The organism is Rhizobium sp. NLR10b (assembly GCF_019685435.1).
Taxonomy (GTDB): domain Bacteria; phylum Pseudomonadota; class Alphaproteobacteria; order Rhizobiales; family Rhizobiaceae; genus Rhizobium.
Genome location: NZ_JABDWV010000006.1, coordinates 227,944 through 250,991, shown reverse-complemented (window position 1 = coordinate 250,991; position 23,048 = coordinate 227,944). Strand labels below are relative to the sequence as shown.

Below are 23,048 nucleotides of genomic sequence, written 5' to 3'. Positions count from 1 at the left end.
GTTGGGTGGGTGCCTATGCTGCAACGGATTGAAGACATTGATGCGGCCCTTATCGACAGGTTGCAGCATTCGGCATTCAAGTACTTCCTGAAATATTCCAATCCCGAAAATGGCCTGGTGGCCGATACCTCGATCGGCGGCGTGCCGGCAAGCATCGCGGCTGTCGGTTTTGCCCTTTCCTCCTATCCGGTTGCCGTCGAGCGTTGCTGGATCGGCCGCAAGGAAGCAGCCGAGCGCACGGTCAATACGCTGCGTTTCTTCGCCGAGGCGCGCCAGGGCGAAGAGCGCCATGCGACCGGCCATCGCGGCTTCTTTTATCATTTTCTCCAGATGGATAGCGGAAATCGCGCCTGGAACAGCGAGCTTTCGACCATCGATACCGCGCTGCTTATCGCCGGCGTGCTGACAGCATCGCAATATTTCAATCGCGAAGACGACGAGACAGAGACGGAAATCCGTGAACTCGCAACCTTCATCTACGAACGGGTCGACTGGCGCTGGGCGCTGAACAAGGGCGACACGATTTCCATGGGCTGGAAGCCTTCGTCGGGCTTCCTGCGCTGGCGCTATCACGGTTTCGACGAGGCGATCATTCTTTATGCGCTGGCACTCGCCTCGCCGACGCATCCCGTTCCGCAGTCGAGCTACGACGCCTTCACATCCAGCTATTCCTGGATGACGTTCGGTGACCAGCCGTATCTCTATGCCGGACCGCTTTTCATTCATCTCTTCTCGCATGCCTGGATCGATTTCCGCGGCATCCAGGACAGACCGATGATGGAGCGCAACTGGGACTACTTCCGCAATACCCAGATCGTCATCAACATGCAGCGCGACTATGCCGAGCGCAATCCTGGCAGTTTCGTCGGCTACAACAGGAATGTCTGGGGCTTTACCGCCTGCGACGGCCCACCGCCGACCCGGCGCATGCGTGGCGGCCGGCAGCCGAAGGTCCTGGGTTATGCCGCGCGCGGCGCGCCGCTCGGGCCCGATGACGGCACGATCGCGCCATGGGCAGCACTCGCCTGCCTGCCCTACGACCGGCAGGCAGCCCTCGACGGCACCAAGGCGCTGCTGACCACCTATCCGAACCTGCTGTTGGAAGGCGGTTTCCCCGGCGGCTTCAATCCGACCGTACAGACAAAACGTCCGGAGGGCTGGGTCGACGACCGCACCGTCGGCATCGACCAGGGTCTTGTCGTCATGACCGTCGAAAACGCGCGTTCCGATTTCATCTGGAAGTTGATGCGGCAATCGCCGGTCATCCGCCTCGGGCTCGAGCGCGCCGGCTTTACCGGCGGCTGGCTCGAGGGCGTCGAGCCGCAAGAGTTGATGCGTAAAGTCGGTTAGCGCGCAACCCGGGTCGATTTCCGAAAAGGATTATCTCAGCGCTCGAAAACGTGCGCCTTGCCCGATATATCCAGGCGAACGAGATCGCCTGGCGAGGGAAGGGCGACACTCGAGGTCTTGATCCGGATCGGCGGCAGGGCAACGCCATCGAGCGAGACGGCGACCGTGCAGACCGCGCCGCCGAATTCCACCTCGACAACCCGTCCGCCGTAGTCGCGATCGCTTTCATCGGCAATGACGCGGATCTGCTCGGGCCGCAGCATGATTTCCGCCTTGCCCTGGCGGCTGCCTTCGACGGCGACATGGCCGAGGGCGCAGTCGGCAAGGCCGTTGCGGATGATGGCCGGAAGCAGTACGGCCTCGCCGAGGAACAGTGCCGTCTCGCGGTCCCTGGGATGCAGATACAGGGTTTGCGGCGTTCCCGCCTGGATCAGCCGCCCTTCCCTCAGGACCGCGACCTGATCGGCAAAACTCAGTGCCTCTTCCTGATCGTGCGTCACGAGAACGGCGGTAATGCCGGCCGCCTGCAGCACGCGCGCGACAGCCTTGCGCATGTTTTCACGCAAGCCGGTGTCGAGCGCCGAGAATGGTTCGTCGAGCAGCATCAGCCGCGGCTTGCGGCCGAGCGCGCGGGCGAGCGCCACGCGCTGCTGCTGACCGCCGGAAAGCTGGTGCGGGCGGCGCGCCAGCATGCCGCGGTCGAGCTCGACCATATCGAGCAGTTCGGCGATGCGCCGCTCACGATCGGCAGCACCCCGTTCGAAGCCGAAGCCGATATTTTCAGCCACGCTCAAGTGTGGAAACAGCGCGCCATCCTGGGAGACGATGCCGATGCCCCGCTTGTGAGCCGGCATCGCCGCGGGGCCATCGGCCAACACGTCGCCGTCCAGGGTCACCCTGCCGGTGTCGGCCAGCTCGAAGCCGGCGATGATGCGCAGCAGCGTCGTCTTGCCCGAGCCGGATGGCCCGATGACGGCGGTGCGGCTGCCGGCCTGGACATCGAGCGAAATATCCGTCAGCGCCTGGACGGGCCCGTAGCGCTTGCTGATGTTTTCGATCGTAAGCAGCGTCATTGGCCGGCCGTCCGTTTCGATTGCGTATAAAGCGTCAGGGTGAGCGGCAGCGACAGCACGACCATCATGCAGGCGTAAGGGGCGGCCGAGACGTAATCGATCTCGCTCGTCAGCGACCAGAATTTCGTCGCCAGAGTGTCGACGCCGCTGGGCGAGAGCATCAGCGTCGCCGTGAGTTCATTGGTAATGCCAAGTGCGGTCAAGGCGACGCTGGCAGCGGCTCCCGGTGCGGCAAGCCGCATGGTGATCTGCCGCACTGCCTGACCGGGGGTGCGGCCGAGGCCCATCGCGGCGCGCTCCAGCTCCACTGGCGCCTGAGCGATGCTGGCGCGTAAGCCGACCATGGCGCGGGGCAGGAAAAGCATCACATAGGCGACGAGCAGCGTTGCGAAAGTCTGATAGAGCGGCAGCACGAGACGCACGGTGATCGTCACCAGCGCCAGCGCCACGACGACGCCAGGCAGCGAGCCGACATAATAGTGGCAGGCTTCGAGCACGCGCTGGAAGCGGCCGGGCGCGCGCACGGAAAGCCAGGCCATGGGGGCTGCGGCAACCGTCGCCAGCACGCCGCCGGCAAGAGCGAGCGCCATCGTCTGCAGGAAAGCAGTGCCGACCTCGATGCGCCAGATCTCGCTGCCGCCGAGATAGAGCCAGCGGCCGAGCGTCATCAACGGCACGCCGAGCGCTAGCACCGCCAGGACGACAGGCAGCAGGATGGCCGGCACCACGAACCAGCCAAGACGCCGGCGATCGGCCGGACGCGGCGAGCCGGGGCCGACGCGGGCATAACGTTCGTTGCCGCGCAGCAGCACTTCGAGACCGAGCAGGAAAAGGCAGCAGGCGACGAGCACGCCGCCGAGCATGTTGGAGGCCGGGCTGTTGTAGGAGGATTGGAACTGGTCGACGATCGCGGTTGCGAAAGTATCGAACCGGATCATGACGAACAGGCCGTATTCCGACAGCAGATGCAGCGCAATCAGCAGCGAGCCGCCGCAAATGGCAAACCTCAACTGCGGCAGCACGGTGCGGAAGAAGACGCGCCAGGGATCGAGGCCAAGGGAGGCGGCGGTATCTTCGATGGCCGGATCGAGACGGCGCAGCGCTGCGGCGACCGGCAGATAAAGGAATGGATAGTAGGCGACAACAGAAACGAAGACACCGCTCTCAAGGCCGCGCATGCCGGGAATGAGGCTGACCCAGGCGTAGCTGTGCACGAAGGCTGGCACTGCGAGCGGCGCGACTGCCAGCCAGGCCCAGAGTCTGGCGAACGGAATATCCGTTCGTTCGGTCAGCCAGGCAAGCGTCACGGCCAGCGCGATCGACAGCGGAATGGTCGCCGATTCCAGGAGAACCGTATTGATGAGGAGTTCGCCGACACGTGGCCGGAAGACGAGCGTTTTCACCGTTTCCCAGCCGACATCGTAAGTGATCCAGCCGATGAAGCCGAGCGGCACGAGACTGAAGATCGCGATGACGGTCGCGAGAAGCATCACCGGCGCGTGCGGCATGCGCCGGCGCGGCAATAGCATTCGCGCGGCCTTCGGCGCGACCGGCGCCCTGTTGCCGGCTACGAAAAATCTGTTGTCCTGCAGCAAGGCCGATGCCTTCATACGCTGAAAAAGGAAGGCAACCGCCTTGGAAAGACAGTTGCCCGATCCCGTCATGCCCTAAGGTTTTCTTGAGCCAAAAGCAATAGTTTTGGCTACTGCAGGCCTGCGGCAGAAAGCCCGAAGCATTCCCCGCTTGAGTGCTGCGAAACGCAGAAAGCCTAGATCAGACCTGCCGCCGTCATCAGTTCCACGACCTTCTTGCTGTCCAGCGTCGAGGCTTCGACCTTCGGAGCATTGAGATCGGCAAGCGGAACGAGCTTGTCGTTGGAAAGGGAATCCTTTCCGACGGCATATTCATAGGAGGTGCCGTTCTTGAGAATCGCCTGGCCCGCCTTGCTGGTGACGAATTTCAGGAAAGCCTGCGCTTCCTTCATGTGCTGCGTGGACTTCAGGACGCCGCCGCCCGACACGCTGATGAAAGCGCCCGGATCCTGGTTCTTGAAGTAATGCATGCCGACATTCTTGCTGTTCTCGCCCGTCTTCGCCTGGTCGCCGAACCAGTAGTAGTGATAGATGACAGCGCCTTCGACTTCACCTGAATTGACCGCCTTCATGGCAACGCTGTTGCCCTTATAGGGCGTCGCATTGTCTTTGAGACCCTTCAGCCATGCCTTGGTGGCGTCTTCGCCCTTCAACTGCAGCAGGGCAGCGACGATAGCCTGGAAGTCGGCGCCGGCCGGCGCTGCACCCCAGCGGCCCTTCCAGGCGGGATCGGCGAGGTCGAGCAGCGACTTCGGCAACTTGTCTTCGCTGAGCTTGGTCTTATCATAGGCAAAAACCGTCGTGCGGGCGGCAATGCCGGTCCACATGCCGTCGGCCGGACGATACTGCTCCGGGACCTGATCCCGCGTCTCCTTTTCGACCGGGGCGAAGAGCCCGGCGCCGTCGACCAGCGTCATGGCCGGCGAATTCTCAGTCAGGAAAATGTCCGCCGGGGATGCGTCGCCTTCCTGAATGATCTGATTGGCGAACTGCATGTCGCCGCCCTGGCGCATGGTGACCTTGATGCCGGTCTCCTTGGTGAAGGCATCGATCCATTCGCGGCCCAGGCTTTCGTGCTGCGCATTGTATACGACCAGACCCTCATCCTGCGCATTGGCGCTGCCTGCGAGCGCGGTGGCGGAGAGGAGCGACGCGGCGAGCGCCAGCACGTGGGAAAAACGGTTAAAAGCAATAGTCATGATGGCCTCCATGGCAATGTCACCCTGCGGGTAAGAGGCGTATATTTTTCTTGACTGTCTATTTCAAGTTTCTTCGCCGAGAAAAAAGCATCACAATATCTTGACCTGATATTGCAGATCGCGTCGGAATAAATATCGATCGAGCCAAAGAAGGCGACGCTCGGCGTCGCCTTCTCGCAACAATGGCTATTCGACGTCGAATTTGACGCCCTGCGCAAGCGGCAGCGTGCTGCCGTAATTGATCGTGTTAGTGGCGCGGCGCATATAGGCCTTCCAGGCATCGGAGCCGGATTCGCGTCCGCCGCCGGTCTCCTTTTCACCGCCGAAGGCACCGCCGATTTCGGCGCCCGAAGGCCCGAGGTTGACGTTGGCAATGCCGCAATCCGAGCCCCGCGCGGAGACGAAGGTTTCCGCCTCGCGCATGTCGTTGGTGAAGATCGACGACGACAACCCCTGCGGCACGGCATTGTGGAGCGCCAGCACCGTGTCGAAATCGCTGTATTTCATCACATAGAGAATGGGCGCGAAGGTCTCGTGCTCGACCGGACCGGTCTGATCGGGCATTTCGACGAGCGCCGGGCGAACGTAGAAGGCATCGGCCGAACCATTGTCGACGCGTTCGCCGCCGGTCACCTTGCCGCCGGCCGATGCCGCCTCGCCAAGGGCTGCCTGCATCTTCTCGAAGGCCTGGCCGTCGATCAGCGGTCCCACAAGTGTGCCTGTTTCGAGCGGATTGCCGATGGTGACGGAGCCGTAGGCCTTCTGCAAGCGCGGCACAAGCTGGTCGTAGACGCTTTCATGGACGAAGAGACGGCGCAGCGTCGTGCAGCGCTGGCCGGCCGTTCCCATGGCGGAGAAGGCGACGCCGCGCAGCGTCAGGTCGAGATCGGCGCTCGGGCAGACGATGGCGGCATTGTTGCCTCCGAGTTCGAGAATAGCGCGGGCAAAACGCTGCGACAGGCGCGGACCGACGGCGCGGCCCATCGCCGTCGAGCCGGTGGCGGAAACGAGCGGGATCTTCGGATGGTCGACCAGCACCTCGCCGACCTCACGGCCGCCGATGATCAGGGTCGACAGATTGGCGGGCGCCTTGCCGCCCTCGGCGACGAAGCGCTTCAGCGCCTTTTCGAACAGCGCCTGCACGGCAAGCGCGGTCAACGGTGTCTTTTCCGACGGTTTCCAGACCGTGGAATTGCCGCAGACCATCGCCAGCGCCGCATTCCAAGACCAGACGGCGACCGGGAAGTTGAAGGCGGAAATGATGCCGATCGCGCCGAGCGGGTGCCAGCTTTCCATCATCCGGTGTTCGGAGCGCTCGGTAGCGATCGTCAGGCCATAGAGCTGACGCGACAGACCGACGGCGAAATCGCAGATGTCGATCATCTCCTGAACCTCGCCGAGGCCTTCGGAGGTGATCTTGCCGACTTCGATCGAGACAAGACGGCCGAGCGCCGTCTTGGCGCTGCGCAGCTCCTCGCCGAGCAGGCGGATCAACTCGCCGCGCTTCGGCGCCGGCACGGAACGCCATTCGAGGAAAGCCTTGTGCGCCTCTTCGATCGCCGCTTTCGTTTCGGAAACGGAATGTTCTTTGAGCTTGCCGATTTCCTTGCCGGTGACTGGCGAGGAGACAGACAGCGTGCCGCCCTGATAGCGGCCGGCGTCGACGCCGAGTTCGGCGAGCAGCTTGGCGGTTTCGGTGGCGAGATCGAGGACGGCGATGGTCATTGTCGTGTTTCCAATCTTATTGTTCTCAGAAGCGCTTGTCGGTTCTCAGAAGCGGGCATCGGCGAAATGGGCGACCTGAGCGCCGGCTTCGTACCATAGTTCCTTGAGCGCACGGAAGCTCGGCTCTGTGGGTGACGTCAGCGGCAGCGGCAGATCGGCCTCGGCAAGCCGGCCGAGAATATGTTCAGCCAATGTGCGGCCGAAGACCGTGCCGGGGGCTATGCCGCGGCCATTATAGCCTGAAAAGCCGATAACATTCGGGGCGAATTTGTGGAAGCGCGGCAGCGCATTGTCGGTCATGCCGATCTGGCCATACCATTCGCATTCGAATTCGACATCGCCGATCATGGGAAAGAGCCGCTTCAGGGCGCGCTTGGCCCAGCCCTTATGCACCGCAAGCCCGGTATTGCGCAGCGCGCCGACGCTGCCGAAAACGAGGCGTCCAGCCTGATCCATGCGGAAGGAGGAGAGAATGTCCTTGGTGTCCCATGCGCCTTCCCGCCCCGGCAGGATCGACTGACGCAGATTGTGGCCGAGCGGCACGGTGGCGAAATTGAAATAGGGCAGATAGACCTGCTCGTTGCGCACCTGCTCGAAGGGGCCGGTGCTGTAGGCATCGGTGGCGACGATGATCCAGTCCGCGCTGGCTTCGCCGCTTTCCGTGTTCACGGTCCAGAGACTGCCGCGACGCTCGGTTGCGATGACGGGGCTCGATGTATGGATGGTGACGCCCGCCTTGACGGCGGCATGGGCGAGGCCGCGCGCATAGGCAAGCGGCTGTAGTGTTCCGGCGCGAAGATCGAGCAGCGCCCCGGCATAGGCATCACTGCCGATGCGTTTGGCCGTTTCTGCCGCATCGAGCACTTTCACGGGCGCGCCACGCGCGGACCATTGCAGCGCGCGCGCCTCGATCTCCTTCAACCCGTCCGCGCCGACGGCGCAGTGCAGCGTGCCGTTACGCTCGAGTTCGCAGGCGATCGCGTGCTTGTCGATCAGTTCCATGACGAGCTTCGGCGCATTCCCGAGCAACTCGAGCAGGCGTTCGCCGTGAACTGGGCCGAGCACGCCCGGCAGGTCGTTGGGCATCACCCACATGCCGGCATTGATCAGACCGACATTGCGCCCCGCACCGCCGAAGCCGATCTCCTTCGCCTCCAGCAGAACCACCTTCGACCCGGCCTCGGCAAGATGCAAGGCGGCGGAAAGACCGGTATAGCCGCCACCGACGATGACGACGTCGGCCGATACCGCGCCATGGAGAGGCGAGGTCGCCGGCGGTACGCCTGCGGTCTTTTCCCAGAGGCCATGGGAGCGCGGATCATTCAGCATGGCACACCCCGATCGGATGAAACCGGAGTACTCTAGCGCATAAGGACAGGTGTTGAAGCGGCGATTTCACGCAACGGTCCTCAGCTGCAGGGCCGCGAGCCCGAGCGCCCCCATCGCCGTCTCCAGCGATGCGGCCTGCCGCTCCGCATAAAGCGCCAGTTCATCCTGAACCGTCGCTCCGAGTGCAGTCTCGAAGGCGTCGCGGTTCGAGCGCGTCGCATAATTCTGCTGCTGGTCGGTGCCGAGATTCGACTGGAAGATGCCGGCCGCGCTGACGGGCAGGAAGTCTTCATAGACGATCGGCGCGAAGGCGAGATAGCCCTTGGCGAGAAGCGCTTCGGGATCGCGCGGCAAGGTCCCGGCGATCGCGGCGGCAATGCCCGCGGGCGTGGCGGAATAATGGAAGAAGGCGAGATCCTGGCTGCGCAGCTCATCCCAGCTGTCCGGCAACGCCTTGAAGCGCTCGGCCAGTTCCTGGTCGTAGGCGCCCGCCTTGGCGCCGCCGGCGCCGACCTGCACTTCACCGCGAACCGAAGCGAGCAGCTGGTCGTAGAGCGCCCGGCCTTTGGCCGTCAAAGCCACGCCGCGCTGTTCGATCTCGCCGAAGCGGGCGGTATGCGTGCCCTGGACCGCACCCTCATCACCTGAGAAGACGATCGTCTCCTCGAGCGCCTTGAAGCTCGTCTGCCGCAGCAGGATATCGCACTGCCGGCGCGGCGGCCCTTCGATGACTGCCTTCGGAGTGATGCCGCGTTCCGGCATGCGGGCCTGCACCGCATCGATATCGAGCGTGCGCGGCGTCAGGTGGTTGATGTGCGGCCCCTTGAAGCTGACGACGTCGGCAATCAGCCGATGCGCGTCGTGCAGGCGCTTGTAGGTTTCAGCGCTGACGGTCGCTTCGCCGTGCCAGCGGAAGGTTTCAAGCGCCTCAGCGACAAATTCGGTCGCTTCCGCCTCGGTCAGGCCACCCTTCTGCTCATGACGCTCGATCAGCGCGATGGCGCCCGGCGTATAGATGCGCCGCTTGGCGAGAATTGCCTCGGCTTCACGACGCAGACCTTCGTCCTCGATCAGCTCCAGGCGCAGCAGCGAGGTGAAGACGCGGAACGGATTGATGTTGAGCGCCGCCTCGTCGATCGGCCGGAAGCAAGTGGAATGAACCGGCACGCCGGCCACCGAAAGGTCGTAATAACCGACCGCCTGCATGCCCATGACGGCAAACAGCCGGCGGATGGTGAAAAGCTCTTCCGCCGTTCCGAGCCGGATGGCGCCGTGGCGCTCGACATCGATGCGATCAAGCTCGCCGGCGCGGGCCAAGCGTTCGCGCAGATCCGGATTGCTTTCGAGGTAGCCGGCATTCACATCCGCCACCAGCTCGATCAGCGCGCCGTATTGCGGAACCTCCGTCCGGTACATCTGCGACATCGCCTCGGTGAAAAGCGAGCGGATACGGTCTGTGGAAACGAAGGTTTGCGGCATCTGAGGCTCCGGCTCATTCCGATTTTGCAGGATGAAACTCTTTACAAGCAGCGCAAAGGCGGAAATATCGACATTTTGGAAATAGCTCATTCTGAAACGGAATGATCATGCTCGCTTCAAGACGTTTTCTGCCGTCGATTTCACATCTCGCCGCCTTCGAGGCGGTTGCCCGCACAGGCAGCGTCACGGCAGCGGCGCGTGAACTCGACCTGACACAGAGCGCCGTCAGCCGCCAGGTCAGCGCGCTGGAGGAGCAGCTCGGCGTCGAGCTCTTCCTGCGCGAGCGCCAGACCATGCGGCTGACGCTCGCCGGCGACGGTTATGCCCGCGAGATTCGCGAGGCGCTGCGGCGCATCTCGAGCGCCTCGTTGAACCTGCGCGCCAATCCGCACGGCGGCACGCTCAATCTCGCCATCCTGCCGACCTTCGGCACGCGCTGGCTGGCGCCGCGCCTGGGCCGCTTTCTCAGCGCCAATCCCGGCGTGACCATCAATCTGGCGACCCGGCTTTCACCTTTCGATTTCCGGCTCGATTCAATCGACGCCGCGATCCATTTCGGCCACCCGCACTGGCCCGGCGCGGAACTGACCTTGCTGATGTCGGAGCGTACGGTGCCGGCCTGCAGTCCCGATTTTCTGAAACAGCACAGGATTTCGCGGCCAGAGGATCTGCTTGCCGTTCCGCTTCTGCATCTGACGACGCGCCCCGATGCCTGGGAACAATGGTTCGCCGGTAATGGTGTTTCGTTCGAAAGCGTGCACGGCATGCTCTTCGATCAGTTCGCCACCGCAGCGCAAGCGGCGACCGCCGGTCTCGGTGTCGCCCTGTTGCCGACATTCCTGATGCAGGAAGAACTCAGGCGCGGCGATCTCGTCGCCGCCGTCGACCGGGAGATGGAGAGCCGGGAGCGGTATTATCTCGCCTGTCCCAGCGAGCGCGCCGATTATGCGCCGCTTGCCGCCTTTCGCGGCTGGATCGTCGCGGAGGCGATGGCCGGACCGAACGTGTGAGGAACGGCTTGCATCGGCATGGCGCTTTCGACCATTATGCGGGCCAAACAACTTTGCAGGAAATTTCCATGAAGCCGATCTTCGTCCAGCTCCAATGCGCCCCCGGCAAGACCTATGAGGTCGCCGACGCCATCTACCAGACCGAGCTGGTCTCGGAGCTCTATTCCACAAGCGGCGATTACGACCTGCTGTTGAAGATCTATATCGAGGAAGGTCAGGATATCGGCAAGTTCATCAATGACAATATCGCCAATATTCCAGGCATCGTCCGGTCGCTGACAACGCTCACCTTCAAAGCCTTCTGAACTCCCGTCAGACACGATTAACCCTTTTCGCGAAGAATCGCTTCCGCAGGACGTTGCTGAAACCACGCCTTAACGTCGGAGATATCTGGTCGTTGCTATAAATCCGCGCCAACACGCGTTTGGCACGCGCAGCGATAGGTGGAAAATGGCGATCGTCGAGGCAGATAGGGGGCGCGAGAATCCGCAGCCGCAATCGGCTCCGCTGATCGTCCATGTCGTGCGCCAGTTCCTGCCCAATCGCGGCGGCCTGGAAGACGTCGTCGCCAATCTCAGCCGCCAGACCCGCCGGCGTGGCTATCGTGTCCGCGTCGTCACGCTGAACTCGCTGTTCACCGCGCCTGAAGATAAGCTGCCGGCTTGCGAGAATATCGACGGCATCGAGGTGGTGCGCATCCCGTGGTCCGGCAGCAGCCGTTATCCGTTGGCGCCGCAGGTTTTTCGTCATCTCGGCGACGCCGATCTCGTGCACGTCCATGCCATCGACTTCTTCTTCGATGCGCTCGCCTGGGGCCGGATGCTGCACGGCAAGCCGATGATCGTCACCACCCATGGCGGTTTCTTCCACACTCGGAAATACGCGGCGATCAAGAAGATATGGTTCCGCACTCTGACCCGCGCCTCGGCGAGGGCCTATTGCCGCGTGGTCTGCTGCAGCGCCTCCGATCTTAGGCAGTTTTCCGAGATTGTGCCGGATAGCGTGCTGATCGAGAACGGCGCCGATATCGGCAAGTTCGCCGACACCGCCTCACGCCTGGCAAGGCGTCGCATCGTCACCATCGGCCGGTTTTCGGTGAACAAGCGGCTGGACCATCTGCTTGACGTGATGGCTGTCCTGAAGGGCCGCGATCCGGAATGGCATCTCGACATCGTTGGGGCCGAATCCGACCGTAATCGGGTGGATATCGAAGGTGAGATCGAAAGCCGGGACCTGACCGGCCGCGTCACCCTGCATGTGTCGCCAGACAATGATGCCATCCGCCGCATCATCATCGCAGCCTCGCTCTTCGCCTCCGCCTCGGAATATGAAGGTTTCGGGCTGGTCGCGCTGGAGGCGATGAGCGCCGGCCTGCTGCCGGTGCTGAACGCCAACGACGCCTTTCAGACGCTCGCCGATCGGCACTCCCTCATCAGGCTTGCCGATTTCACCAGTCCCGAGACTGCCGCGACGGCCATGGAATCGGCCTATGACAGCCTTGCGGGCCAACCGGATGCCCTTCGCTCGGAGCTTCTCGACGCCGCGCGCGGCTATTCCTGGGATATCGTCGCCGGGCGTTACATCGATCTCTACAGATCGCTTGATATCGCCGCGGCGGAAAGCCTCTGACCTACCCCGACAGAAGACCCGCTTACGCTCGCGCGAGACGTATGATCTCGTCGAGGACGAATTTGCGCGATTGCGGCGGCGTCAGGTTGTGGTCGGCATCCGGCAGCATCAGCAGCCGCACGTTCGGATAGCGGGAAAGCCTGGCGCCGCGCGGGCCGAAATGGAAATAGACATGGTCGAGGCCGACGTCGCCTTCGCTGTAGATCAGCGTCAGCGGCACCTTGCGCTTGCCGAACAGCGCAAAGGACTGCCGGACCTCACGGGCGATATGGCGCCGGTCGGGAAGCAGTTCGAGCAATGGCGCGACGAAGGGCGACAGCCGCCGACCGCCGGCGATGACGATATTGCGCAGCGCCGACACCACGTCCACCTGCCCGCGCAGTAGCCGCTTCAGCGTGTCGAGCCGCGCCAGGCGTTGGCCGTAATCGTCGAGGCTGCGGGGCACGGAGACGACATGCTCGCGGCGCACCGGCACCTTCGGATCCCAGTAATAGACGAAGGGATTGATCGAAACGACCGCCTTCAGCCGCTCGTCGGCGACGCCGGCGCGGAAGGCGACATAGCCGCCGCTGCACCGGCCGGCGACCATGACGGGGCCGGCAACGATGCTTTCGAGCAGATCGAGCGCGGCGATCGCATCGTCGGTCTGTGTCATCGAATAAAGCACCTGCTCCGGCGCATCCGGCCGCGGCGGGCTGTCGCCGACATTGGCGGAATCGAAGCGCAGCGACACGACGCCCTGGCGGGCGAGTTCGCGCGCCATGTCCACCGTCGTCCGCCCCCAGCCGGCATGCCGGTCATAGGCGGTCGACAGGAAGAGCACGGCATTGCCCTTGATCTCGCCGAGCGGCCGGCTGACGACACCGACCAGATGATCGTGACTTCCGAAACGCACCGGCGTTTCCAGGAAACCTTCGCCGGCAAGCGGCGTGGTTTCGATCGCTGCCGGCGAATGAGCGGCGGATGTCTCCGCGGTCGCTGTCTTCAGCCAAGCCGTCAGAAGCTCGACGACGGCCATGGGTGTCTTGGCGAAGAGCGGATTGGTGACGAGCTCGTCATAGCCGTCGAACACTTTCTGCTCGACATTGGCGCCAAGCGCCTGCAGCGCATCGGCAAATCCGGTATCCTCGGCCCTGACGGGGCGTTCGAGGATCAGGTAGCGTGGCGCCGCCAGGCCCTGCGGCGCGGCGATGTTGAGCTTGCCGAGCTCGGCGGCGATCTCTTCCGGCATGACAAGCCCGGCGATCTGCACCTTTGCAGCCTGCACGTGCTGCTGGCCGAGGCCGAGATCGGCGTCGATGATCTTCGACCACATGTTGAGTTCACGCATATAGGCGCGGCCGCTTAGCACCGGTGCCAGCATGACGAGGCTGTCGACGCCCTCGATCGAGGAGCCGATGCGCTGGGCAAGGGTCGCGCCGAGACCTTGGCCGATCAGGATGATGCGGTCGCAGCCGGTCAGCGATTTCAGCTTGGCGGCCGCCGCGCGGATCGAGTTTTCCCAGGTTTCCAGCCTTGCCGGCAGCGCTCCGAAATCGAGCGCATCGCCGGTGCCGCGGTAATCGAAGCGCAGGCTGGGTACGCCGATATCGGAGAAATGTTCGGCCGCGACGCGGAAGAACTTGCGGCTGCACATTTCCTCGAAGCCCCATGGGCTGACGAAGAGCACCGCAGCCGAGCGCTTCCCGGCTTCAGGATTTTCCGGCATGAACAGCCCGATCGTGCCATCGAAGACAACGGGCAGGGCGGCGTTGCGGCCGGCACCTTCGGCCGGTTCGAGCGAAAGTTCGCCAGGCGCGACCTTGGCGCGATCGGGATCGCCGGGGCGCCCCGGCGCAATGAAGTCGATCACACGACCGACCGGCCGCCGCAGCACCGACGGCATCTTTTCGACAATGGAACGCATCACCTCGACATCCTCGAGGGGCACGGCACGCAGCACGCGGAGTGCGGCGAAATGTGCGAGCGTGCCGGCGATGATCGCGGAGATAAGGCCGATCGGGCCATGGACGAATTCCAGCACTGAAATCGCCGCGCAGGCGCACAAGACGGAGGCGAGCGTCACCTTCGTCAGGCTTGCGTAGAGACCCGAAAGCTGGGACCCGAATCCTGTCTGTCTGATCATCATCACCGACATCGCAACGAACACGAGAATGCGTACGATTGCGGCCCCCTCGGCGGCGAGCCTAGGTACGATCAGTAAACAACCCCCTACCATGAGCAGGCCACCTATCACACTGATGTTGAGGCGGGAGCGGGCCTTGTCCATTGACAGCAGATAGAGGCTGAGGATCTGCATGAATGTGTAGGCGGGAGCGACGAGCGCGAGCAGCGCGACCACCGTGCCGCTGCGGCGGAAGGCTTCCCCGAACACCACGAGCACCAGTTCGCTGGAGATCGCGGCCAGCCCGAGGCTCATCGGCAGCACGATATAGGCCATGCTGCGGGTGACGGCGGCGAAGACCTCGACCGGCAAGGTCGAATCGTCGCTGCTGTGCCGCCGTTCGGAATAATAGGGCAGCAGGCTGCCGGTCATCTGGATCGGCAGTTGCAGCGCGATGTTGGCGATCGACAGACCGACGGCATAATAGCCGACCATTTCCACCGACCAGAACTGCTGCAGGAAGAGCAGTTCGAGCCGGTTGAGGAAAATGGAATCGATGATGAATTGGATCGACAGGATGATGGAGGAGGAGGCGAGATACTTGAGTGAAACCCCGCACCAGTCGCGCCGTGCAAGAAGGATCGGCAGTGTGGCGAAAAACAGCACGAGCTGGCCGAGCGCATAACCGACGAGAACGCCTTCGACTCCGTAGAGGACGGCGCCGGCGGCGACACCGGCGAGCTGCAAGGTAGAGACGGCGACGGTCAGTTTGAAGAAGCTGCCTAGCCTCTTTTCGCCGATCAGGTAGAATTTGACGAAAGATCCGATCGCCTGGACGAAAAACAGCACTCCGGTGACGAGCGCGACGGAGGGCGCGGTTTTCGCCCAGTGCATCTCCTCGGAGGTCAGGAAGAACAGGGCGTAGAGCGCCAGCAGCAGCACCGTCGAAAACATCATGAAGCTGACGAGGATGGCGGCAAAGCCTCGCCGGCGGCGCGCGTCATAGCCCTCCGCCGAAAGCTGCGGCAGGGTCTTCAGCAGCGTGATGCTGGAGCCGAGCTCGGCGATCGAGGCGCCCGTCATCACCAGCCACAGCGAGAAGGCGACGATGCCGTTGGCTTCCGGCCCAAGCAGGCGCGCGGTGATGATCGAGGAGACGAAACCCGTCAGCAGCAGCAGCATGCCTGCCGCCGCATTCATCACCGAATTTGCGATAATACCCTTCGACATCTGTCCATCCGCGGGGGTCAGCTTAAGGCGCGTCGCGATCTTTCAGAGATTCGCTCCTCGCGCTTCATGTTCTTGTCTTTACGCACGTCGTTATCGCAAAACCGCTGCACACCTTTGCGCAACATGTTTTGCACTCGCATGCCCGTCATCACTAATGCGAAAATGTTAAAATAAAGCGGAGTGGCGACCTCACCTTAGCTGACCTGCATCGCCGCCAGCTTCTGGAGCGCCTTTTCATAGCTGTTCTCCGAGAGGTAGCGCAGCAGGAACTCCCGCGCCTTCCCGGCCTTCTCTCGTGCGCGCTCGGGCGCACGGAAGATATCGCCGAGATGGGCGGCCGCGATTTCAGGAGAGGGATCCGCCCAAACCGCGCCCGGCAGCCCTGCAAATTCAGGATGGGAATCGACGACGGGAATGAGGGGAGAGGCGACCAGCCAGCTGTTCACGGGGTCGCAGAAATCTTCCGTGCCCGACCAGGCGGTTGATATCACAGGGGTGCGATACATGATCGCCTCGGCCACCGTCAGCCCGAAGCCTTCCGAGCGATGCAGCGAGAGATAGGCATTGGAGGAGCGGATGAGGCCGCTGATCTCGGTGTTCGAGAGCTTGTCGGTGACGATCCGGATACGACTATCGCCGGCGACCGACGCAATCACTTCGCGCAAGCCCTGATCCTTGCCGATATCGCCGCTCGCCTTCATCAGCAGAAAGGCGCTCGGGCATTCGGCGCTGAACAGTCTGAAAGCTTCGATCACCGCTTGAGGGTTCTTCCGATTGATCGAGGAGCCGGCGCTGAAGATGAAGCTGACGAGAAAGGCATCTTTCTCGATGCCGAACTTCTCCCGTATGCCCTCTGCGGCCGGCTTCTCGGTGACGGGATGCGGAACCACGATGACGGGCGCCGCCGTCAGCGGTGCAATCGTCCGCCTGGTGAATTCCGAGGGGACGAAGATGGCATTCATGTAACGCAACCCGTAGCGCCATTCCGCCGGCACGACTTCAAGCTCCCAGGCGAAATAGCCGATGTTGAAGGCGCGGGTGAAATTGGCGACGCCCATCTTCAGGATGGCGCGTGGCAGCATCGGCGGATTGAGATGCCAGATACGGCTTCCCGGCGGTTCGGCCGAAAGATGCGACGACACCAAGCCGGCAAAGGATTTTTCATCCGGATGCGTGCTGACGTCTGAGAGCGAAATCGCCCGTCCCGCTTGGGAAAGCGCCCCGGCACAGAGCCTTGCCGATTCACCGACCCCAACGGGCATCGAGAGATAGCCGACGATTTCGACCGGCTTGCGCGGGTTGAAGGCGAGACGCGACCGCGGGATCAGCCGCTGCAGGAGATGGGCGCGCAGATAGCGGTATATCGTTCTCAAATCACGATCTTTCCGGTGAGCTTGCGTTGTTCCCTACGAGCCTCAGCCCGCGAGCCCGACGCGACGCGAACTGCCTAGACTTCTGATTTCGCCCGTCGGCTGAACATCGCTCTCTGTGCCGGACAGCGCGGAGAGCTTCACGCGCCGTACGGGGCCGGGAGCAAGGTGGAACCAGTCGTCGTCAGCCCTGTAGCCTTCGACGTCGATATGCACCGATTGCGCCAGCCGGTCGGTCCTGAGGTCGACGACCCAGCTGTCGCCGTCTCTGCCGAGCGATGCCTCGATGCCGGCGTCGTGCAGTGCCTTTCCGCGTCCGCAGGGGAAATGAAAGCTTTCCGCGAGGACGGCGCCATCGGCGAGGGAGCGCAGGCGCGCCACACTTGCATCATGCGCAGGCGGGCCGAAACGGAAGGCATAGGTCGTATCGAAGAAGGCGCCGAACAGCGCGGTCGAGGCAAAGCGCTCCACGCTCCTTGCATCCAGTCTGAAAGCCATGTTGCCGCTGACGACCTGCTGTTTTCCATCACGCAGGCAGGCGATCTCGAGTTCCAGGTCAAGGTCGGTGTCCGTCTCGTTGACGACATGCACGTCGAGACCATTGGTCCCCTCATCGGTGAAGACTGCCTGAACCGGTCGGAAGGCCCGTCGCATCGCATACCAGACGGGTTTCGGCTCGCCGGTGGAATCGATCACGCCCCAGCCGGGGCCGGGCAGCAGATCCTGCAGCGTCCAGACGAGCGCTCCGTTGCAGCCGGAGCCCTTGCGCCGCCATTCGGCGAAGGTCTCTTCGATGACCTCGCCGGTCACGGCACGGGAAAAGTCGAGATAGCGTTCCTGATCTTCGCGGCGCAGACGGGCCGGGTCGAAATCGTAGAGAAGCTCGAGGTAAAAGTCGCGAACATCCTCGAAATCCCACGATGCGCCGCGGTCGCGGGGCACCCGCGCCTTCCACTGGGGGCTGTGGACGGCGGGCACGTCGAGATAGCGCTGCAGCGTCCTTTGCTGCGGCACATGCGCAAAGGCGAGGCTTTCGGAGGCAAAGCGCACATCGGCGCGGCGGGCATCGGCAATCGGCCGCATATAGGCGCCGACCCCGTAGTAATGCGCAATGCCGGAATTGGGCGAAAACGGCATCGCTCCGCCATGGGGCGAATTCGGCACATAGGGCACGTCGGGACGCATGCGTGCGGCGATGGCCGGAATGATTTCGTCGGTCACCGGTCCACTCCAGAATTCCATGGGCAGGCCGAGCATCGCCGCCTGCTGATGGATCTCGCTGCCGCCGCAGAGAACGGCAAGGGAAGGCGACGCCTGGACGCCGTACAGGAATTCCTCGATCTCGGCATGCACATGGCCGAGAAAGGCCTTGTCGTTGCGCGGATAATCAAAATTGGCGAACATGAAATCCTGCCACACGAGCAGGCCGAGTTCGTCGCAGAGCGCAAAGAAATCCGGCGTCTCGTAAACCATGGTGCCGCCGATGCGGATCATGTTCATGCCGGCTTGGGCGGCAAGCCGCAGAAACGGCTCGTAATCCTCCCGCCCGCCCGGCAGCCGCGCAATATCGGCGGTCGTCCAGACCGCGCCGCGGCAGAAGACACGCTCGCCGTTGACGAGGAGCGCGAAGTCTTCGCCATCCGCACCGCGGTCGACGTCGATGCGCCGGAAGCCGGTGCTGCCGAGCGAATATTCCTCGCCGTCGGAAACCAGAGTCAGATCATAGAGACGCGGCGTGCCGTGTGTATGCGGCCACCAGGGCTCGATGTCGGACAGCTTGAGGATAGCCGAGTAATGATTGGCGCCAATCTTCTCGAAGGGCTGTTCCATGCCGCCGCAGCGCAGCAGCATTGCCGGATCTTCGGCATTGTTATGCAGAGAAACGCTCAGCCGGCCGACGCCGCTCTCCTCCAGGACCGCGCGGATGGAGACATTGTCGATCGATACGGTATCGCGTTGCACCAGTGAAATCGGCCGCCACGGACCGACGGCATGAATATCGGGGCACCAGCCCGGCATATGGCCGAGCAGCGTCGTGCGGAAATTCTTCAGGCCCGCCGGCGTGATCATCTGCGGGCGCCAGCGCGCCCGCGGACCGGGTTCGGACAGTCTGGGGCCGAGCGCCCGAAAGCAGAGCGCCAGCTCGTCGCCACCCGAAAGCGTCACCGGGAGCTCATGCGCCGTGAACATGCTTTCGGAAAAGAGGATTTCCTGACCGTTGAGGAAGACATTGCAAATTGTGGCCAGCCCGCCGAAACGCAGGATGGCTTCGCCAGGCTCGGCATCAAAAAGCCGGCAGAGATACCAGGCGTCCTTCATATTCAACGGTTCGGGATTTTCCCGGTCGAAGAGCCCGGCTTTTTCAAGCGCTGCCGCAACGGTGCCAGGAACGGGCGCAGGAATGAACTGCGCGGAAAGATGAATATCGTGCGGTACGGCGCAGGCCCCCGGCTCCGTCAGGATCAGGTTCCAGCCTTCGGAAAGCACGCTTTCCCGAGCTCCGATGCTTGCCAAACGCCCCCGCATTGTCTGATCTCCGGCCTCAGATTCGCTCCGCAAGCGATGCCATCATGGAATCCCATGCATCGGCGGCCGGATCAAGTGCCGCCTGCAGCGGCTCGAACTTCCTGCGGGCGACAGCGCGGGCAAGCTGGAACTGTACGGATTTCGCCGCGTCGGAAATGCGCCGGGCATCCTCGGCGGCCACCGCGTATTCGGCTGAGGACAGCCAGGTCAGATAATCAGCGGCCAACTCGAAATTGGCGCCCACCTGACGGAGCGTGTTGAAGGCATATTTATGGAAGAAGCCGAACGGCCGCTCCGCCACCGCTTCCACCTGCTGCGGGAAGACGCGGGCGAAGGCGCGGATCGGGTTTTGGCGGGGGCGCCTGGAGAAGTGAAAGCCGGCAAGCCGCCGCGCGGTCGCGCGAAGATGCGCTTCGTCGGCAGGCCTTTCCGGAAACCGTGCAAATTCCGTATAGGGCAGGAACGGCGGATCGCTCTCCGTCAGCTGCAGCTGGAACAGCCCATCGAAATCCTCACCCTCGAGCTGGAAATAGCCGGCATTGTGAAAATATTCGACGCGCTTTGCCGCAACATCAAGCCGGTTGATCGCAACCGTCGTCTTGCCGTGCTCCTGCCGATAGGCGGTGCCGCGCGTATCCGGCATGTAGAAGGAATCCATCTCGACCAGGCAGAGACGCCCCCGCGCGATCTGCACTTCGACATGCCGTTCGACACGGTCGTAGATCGCAAGTTCGGTCGCGCGGATGCCGTAGAGCGCTTCGAGATCTTCGAGCGGTACCTTGAAGAAGGTGAATTGATCACCCTCAAAATCCTGTGCCAGGGTAAAACCCAGCATCGCCTCGGGCGCGACGCCCAAGGTGTTCAATACCTCGATCCAGAGATCGATATAACAATTGGTTTCCGGCCATGCACGCTCGCCGGCATGCAGCGCGTGCTGCCGATAGGTTTCCGGGCTGATCGCCGGGAAAACCGATCCCATCGAGCTCATCAGCCCCATAGCGTTTTCCGGACGCTGGCCGGCCATTGCTTTACGTCGAGGCCGTGATGGTGGAAGAGGGCGAGCGCGATGCGCTCCAGGCCGAAGCCGACGCAGGCGGTGTGCGCGACGCTGCCGTCTTCGAGATTGAGAGCCCACTTCAGGCCGAAAGAATCCTGATGGTAATTGAAGCTCATGCAGGCCGTCGGATTGGCGGTCGACGTGATCGGGATCAGCAGTTCGAACTTCAGGTTCTGGTCGCGCTGATTGTTGACCATCATCTTGCCCGCACGGCCGAAGAACGGGTCGTTGGCAACATCGATGGTCACATCGAGGCCGACCTGCTTCATCATCTCGACGCCGCGGTCCATCCATTTCTGGCGAAAATCGGTGACGTGCTGCTCCGTTCCCATGCAGACATATTCGCGCATGCGAAATAGCTGCTGGCGGGCAGGGTCCTTCGACGGCTCATGGCGGAAGCAGTAGGACTGCAGATCGAAGAGGCCTCCCGTTTTCGGCAGGTTGCCGCGCTTGGCAACCGTCGGATAGAGCGGATAGCAGGCAGCCGGCGTCAGCACGATATCGGTCGCCTTCTGATCCTTGGTCCAGTCGTCGCCGACCTCCATGCATTCAAGCAGGCTCATATGATCGAGCTCGCTGCCGCAGAAGCTGTGCACCGTGCCGGCAAGCTGCGGAAAGCTCTTCATATAGCCGCTCTTTTCGAAGAGCGCGCGGTTCATGCCCGGCGGGAAACGCATCGCCTCGGCGCCGTCGGCGCCGCCGAACGTATCGATCAGGCGTTCGAAGGCGGTGATGACATCTTCGAACTGGCCGCTGCGGCCATAGAGACCATCAACGCCGGTATCGATCAGCAGGCCGGACTCGAAGAGCCGGTCCAGGAACGAGGTCTGCATATCCATGACTTTACCCCAGTAGGCTAGTGTCCTGCTTGTGGACGAGAAGCATGCTCGACGTATTGCCGAGGATGCGGTCGTTCGAGATCATGAGCTGAGCGGAATGGGCGTCGCGCAGATGGCGTCCGAGGCTGAAGGGCGTGCCGTTCTTGTAGCCCATGATGCCGCAGATCAGCATCGCATGGTTGACGATCTCCAGGATCGTCTCGGAAGAGGCGATCTTGACGTTGTTCATCGCCACCGCAAATCCCATCGACGACAGCCTGTCCGGATCTGATTTGGCGTCTTCATAGGCCTTGAGGCCGGCAACGACGTTGGATTTCACCATTTGCAGGAGGTTCGAGACCTCGGCGAGGCGCAGCGCGCCCGGCGGCTGGGCGTCCGGCGCCTTGCGGGCAGCGGCGCGCACGAAGGCCTGGGCGCGCGCAACTGCATCGACCGCGATGCCGTACCAGACGCCGCTCCAGAGCAGATGCGAGGAAGCGAGCATGGATTGCGCCGCGATCTCAGCGAAGGGCTTCGGCAGGATCTGCCGCGCCGGCGCCCGGCCCTTGAAGAGGAAGCCGTCGGAACAGGTGCCGCGCATGCCGAGCGTATTCCAGGCATGCGTCTTCTCGAGCGTGTACTGGTCCTTGAGGAAGGCCGTCAGCACCTGATCGGAGGAGGCTGCCTGCGGATGGCTGCGCGAAGTGATGAGGATAGCGTCGGCATGCGAGCCGTAGGAAATGACGGTCGCATCCTTTTCGAGGCTGCAGGTATCGCCGTCGACCTCGATCGCGCAAATGCTGTTGCGCAGGTTGCCGCCGATGCCGCCCTCGGTGGTGGCCGAGGCGATCAAGAGCTGGTCGGCCGCGATGCGGCGCATGAAGTCGCAGTGCCATTCGCTGTCGGCGCCGTGTTCCACGAGGCTCGACAGCTTGATGTGGTGCATGGCGAAGACCATGGCGCTTGCCGCACAGGCCTGGCCGAGCATCGAGCACAATTCGGCGATTTCGGTGGTCGAGGCCGATTCACCGCCGAGCTGGCGCGGCACCTGGATGCCGAGCAGCCTCTCGGCCTTCATCGCATCCACGGCTTCCCGGGGAAAGCGGCCTTCGACGTCGACGGCATCCGCGTGTTTGGCCGCGATTGCGGCGACGCGGGCAACCCGTGCGACAACACCGTCCTCTATGATCTTGACGGGGAAGTTCATCAGGCGATCTTCCGGCCGTCCCGGATGATATCGACCGTCTTGGCGATGGCCGCGATGCTCGCGAAGGACTTGCGGTTCAGAAGATTGTCGGGGAATTCGATATCGAATGCCTCTTCGATGCCGAGCATCAGCTGCACCGAGGCAAAGGACGTCAGACCCGCCGCATAAAGATCGGCGTCGTCGGCGACCTGGTCGATCGCTACAGGAAGCTTGCCGAATTTGGCTACGAGGTCGCGGATTGTCGTATTCATCCCATCACTCCAAGATTCTCATGATCCCGAACCGGCGTTCATCGCCTTGTCATGAGCGTTCTTTTAGTGCGGAAAACAGAACATTCCGCTAATTTGTTG

General features: G+C 62.8%; 17 protein-coding genes. 4 read left to right on the top strand and 13 right to left on the bottom strand.

The features are described from left to right. The first annotated feature begins 15 nt into the window (after positions 1 to 15). The gene (locus tag HJB91_RS12025; protein WP_221154824.1) at positions 16 to 1,350 is read left to right on the top strand and encodes a glucoamylase family protein; all 1,335 of its coding nucleotides are present in this window, start codon (positions 16 to 18) and stop codon (positions 1,348 to 1,350) included. A gap of 35 nt (positions 1,351 to 1,385) precedes the next feature. Here the strand turns inward: HJB91_RS12025 and HJB91_RS12020 are convergent, their stop codons facing one another. The 6 genes from HJB91_RS12020 to HJB91_RS11995 form a co-directional block, all read right to left on the bottom strand. Further along, a complete protein-coding gene (locus tag HJB91_RS12020; protein ID WP_221154823.1) occupies positions 1,386 to 2,423 on the bottom strand; it encodes an ABC transporter ATP-binding protein in 1,038 nt (345 codons plus the stop codon). After that, a complete protein-coding gene (locus tag HJB91_RS12015) occupies positions 2,420 to 4,087 on the bottom strand; it encodes an iron ABC transporter permease (RefSeq protein WP_221122907.1) in 1,668 nt (555 codons plus the stop codon). Before HJB91_RS12015 ends, HJB91_RS12020 begins: the two co-directional genes overlap by 4 nt. A 104-nt stretch (positions 4,088 to 4,191) precedes the next feature. Next, positions 4,192 to 5,214: an iron ABC transporter substrate-binding protein gene (locus tag HJB91_RS12010; RefSeq protein WP_221154821.1), complete on the bottom strand. Its 1,023-nt coding sequence runs from the start codon at positions 5,212 to 5,214 to the stop codon at positions 4,192 to 4,194. 186 nt (positions 5,215 to 5,400) lie between these two features. Continuing rightward, positions 5,401 to 6,939, bottom strand: a complete 1,539-nt coding sequence (locus tag HJB91_RS12005; RefSeq protein ID WP_210632730.1) for an aldehyde dehydrogenase family protein — start codon at positions 6,937 to 6,939, stop codon at positions 5,401 to 5,403. Between the two features lie 45 nt (positions 6,940 to 6,984). Further along, positions 6,985 to 8,268: an FAD-binding oxidoreductase gene (locus HJB91_RS12000; protein WP_221154819.1), complete on the bottom strand. Its 1,284-nt coding sequence runs from the start codon at positions 8,266 to 8,268 to the stop codon at positions 6,985 to 6,987. 66 nt (positions 8,269 to 8,334) lie between these two features. Next, a complete protein-coding gene (locus HJB91_RS11995; RefSeq protein ID WP_210632728.1) occupies positions 8,335 to 9,747 on the bottom strand; it encodes a VOC family protein in 1,413 nt (470 codons plus the stop codon). Positions 9,748 to 9,848: 101 nt separating this feature from the next. Between HJB91_RS11995 and HJB91_RS11990 the strand changes: the two genes are divergently transcribed. The 3 genes from HJB91_RS11990 (at position 9,849) to HJB91_RS11980 (ending at position 12,386) form a co-directional block, all read left to right on the top strand. After that, the gene (locus HJB91_RS11990; RefSeq protein ID WP_221146225.1) at positions 9,849 to 10,757 is read left to right on the top strand and encodes a LysR family transcriptional regulator; all 909 of its coding nucleotides are present in this window, start codon (positions 9,849 to 9,851) and stop codon (positions 10,755 to 10,757) included. A 68-nt stretch (positions 10,758 to 10,825) separates the two neighbouring features. Beyond that, positions 10,826 to 11,062, top strand: a complete 237-nt coding sequence (locus HJB91_RS11985; RefSeq protein WP_075225001.1) for an Lrp/AsnC ligand binding domain-containing protein — start codon at positions 10,826 to 10,828, stop codon at positions 11,060 to 11,062. 145 nt (positions 11,063 to 11,207) lie between these two features. Next, positions 11,208 to 12,386 carry a glycosyltransferase family 4 protein gene (locus tag HJB91_RS11980; RefSeq protein WP_221154816.1) on the top strand — a complete coding sequence of 393 codons (1,179 nt, stop codon included), beginning with the start codon at positions 11,208 to 11,210 and terminating at the stop codon, positions 12,384 to 12,386. A gap of 22 nt (positions 12,387 to 12,408) precedes the next feature. Here the strand turns inward: HJB91_RS11980 and HJB91_RS11975 are convergent, their stop codons facing one another. From HJB91_RS11975 to HJB91_RS11945, 7 genes are all read right to left on the bottom strand, one after another. Beyond that, a complete protein-coding gene (locus HJB91_RS11975; protein WP_221154814.1) occupies positions 12,409 to 15,720 on the bottom strand; it encodes an oligosaccharide flippase family protein in 3,312 nt (1,103 codons plus the stop codon). Positions 15,721 to 15,914: 194 nt separating this feature from the next. Further along, entirely contained in the window at positions 15,915 to 17,093 is a 1,179-nt protein-coding gene (locus HJB91_RS11970) for a glycosyltransferase family 4 protein (RefSeq protein WP_221154812.1), read from the bottom strand. Between the two features lie 42 nt (positions 17,094 to 17,135). Next, complete coding sequence (locus HJB91_RS11965; RefSeq protein ID WP_221154811.1) at positions 17,136 to 19,616, bottom strand: glycosyl hydrolase 2 galactose-binding domain-containing protein; 2,481 nt, start codon at positions 19,614 to 19,616, stop codon at positions 17,136 to 17,138. A gap of 16 nt (positions 19,617 to 19,632) precedes the next feature. Further along, entirely contained in the window at positions 19,633 to 20,613 is a 981-nt protein-coding gene (locus HJB91_RS11960) for a DUF1839 family protein (protein WP_210632722.1), read from the bottom strand. Continuing rightward, on the bottom strand, positions 20,604 to 21,512 hold the full coding sequence (locus tag HJB91_RS11955; RefSeq protein ID WP_210632721.1) for an amino acid--[acyl-carrier-protein] ligase: 909 nt from the start codon (positions 21,510 to 21,512) through the stop codon (positions 20,604 to 20,606). The genes HJB91_RS11960 and HJB91_RS11955 overlap by 10 nt, the downstream gene beginning before the upstream one ends. Positions 21,513 to 21,516: 4 nt before the next feature. After that, complete coding sequence (locus HJB91_RS11950; protein ID WP_210632720.1) at positions 21,517 to 22,698, bottom strand: acyl-CoA dehydrogenase family protein; 1,182 nt, start codon at positions 22,696 to 22,698, stop codon at positions 21,517 to 21,519. Further along, a complete protein-coding gene (locus HJB91_RS11945; protein WP_221154810.1) occupies positions 22,698 to 22,949 on the bottom strand; it encodes an acyl carrier protein in 252 nt (83 codons plus the stop codon). The genes HJB91_RS11950 and HJB91_RS11945 overlap by 1 nt, the downstream gene beginning before the upstream one ends. Positions 22,950 to 23,048: the final 99 nt, after the last annotated feature.

Coding starts and splice junctions, on each gene's coding strand:
- HJB91_RS12025 (WP_221154824.1), top strand. CDS start 16: ATGCTGCAACGGATTGAAGACATTGATGCGGCCCTTATCGACAGGTTG.
- HJB91_RS12020 (WP_221154823.1), bottom strand. CDS start 2,423: ATGACGCTGCTTACGATCGAAAACATCAGCAAGCGCTACGGGCCCGTC.
- HJB91_RS12015 (WP_221122907.1), bottom strand. CDS start 4,087: ATGACGGGATCGGGCAACTGTCTTTCCAAGGCGGTTGCCTTCCTTTTT.
- HJB91_RS12010 (WP_221154821.1), bottom strand. CDS start 5,214: ATGACTATTGCTTTTAACCGTTTTTCCCACGTGCTGGCGCTCGCCGCG.
- HJB91_RS12005 (WP_210632730.1), bottom strand. CDS start 6,939: ATGACCATCGCCGTCCTCGATCTCGCCACCGAAACCGCCAAGCTGCTC.
- HJB91_RS12000 (WP_221154819.1), bottom strand. CDS start 8,268: ATGCTGAATGATCCGCGCTCCCATGGCCTCTGGGAAAAGACCGCAGGC.
- HJB91_RS11995 (WP_210632728.1), bottom strand. CDS start 9,747: ATGCCGCAAACCTTCGTTTCCACAGACCGTATCCGCTCGCTTTTCACC.
- HJB91_RS11990 (WP_221146225.1), top strand. CDS start 9,849: ATGATCATGCTCGCTTCAAGACGTTTTCTGCCGTCGATTTCACATCTC.
- HJB91_RS11985 (WP_075225001.1), top strand. CDS start 10,826: ATGAAGCCGATCTTCGTCCAGCTCCAATGCGCCCCCGGCAAGACCTAT.
- HJB91_RS11980 (WP_221154816.1), top strand. CDS start 11,208: ATGGCGATCGTCGAGGCAGATAGGGGGCGCGAGAATCCGCAGCCGCAA.
- HJB91_RS11975 (WP_221154814.1), bottom strand. CDS start 15,720: ATGTCGAAGGGTATTATCGCAAATTCGGTGATGAATGCGGCGGCAGGC.
- HJB91_RS11965 (WP_221154811.1), bottom strand. CDS start 19,616: ATGCGGGGGCGTTTGGCAAGCATCGGAGCTCGGGAAAGCGTGCTTTCC.
- HJB91_RS11960 (WP_210632722.1), bottom strand. CDS start 20,613: ATGGGGCTGATGAGCTCGATGGGATCGGTTTTCCCGGCGATCAGCCCG.
- HJB91_RS11955 (WP_210632721.1), bottom strand. CDS start 21,512: ATGGATATGCAGACCTCGTTCCTGGACCGGCTCTTCGAGTCCGGCCTG.
- HJB91_RS11950 (WP_210632720.1), bottom strand. CDS start 22,698: ATGAACTTCCCCGTCAAGATCATAGAGGACGGTGTTGTCGCACGGGTT.
- HJB91_RS11945 (WP_221154810.1), bottom strand. CDS start 22,949: ATGAATACGACAATCCGCGACCTCGTAGCCAAATTCGGCAAGCTTCCT.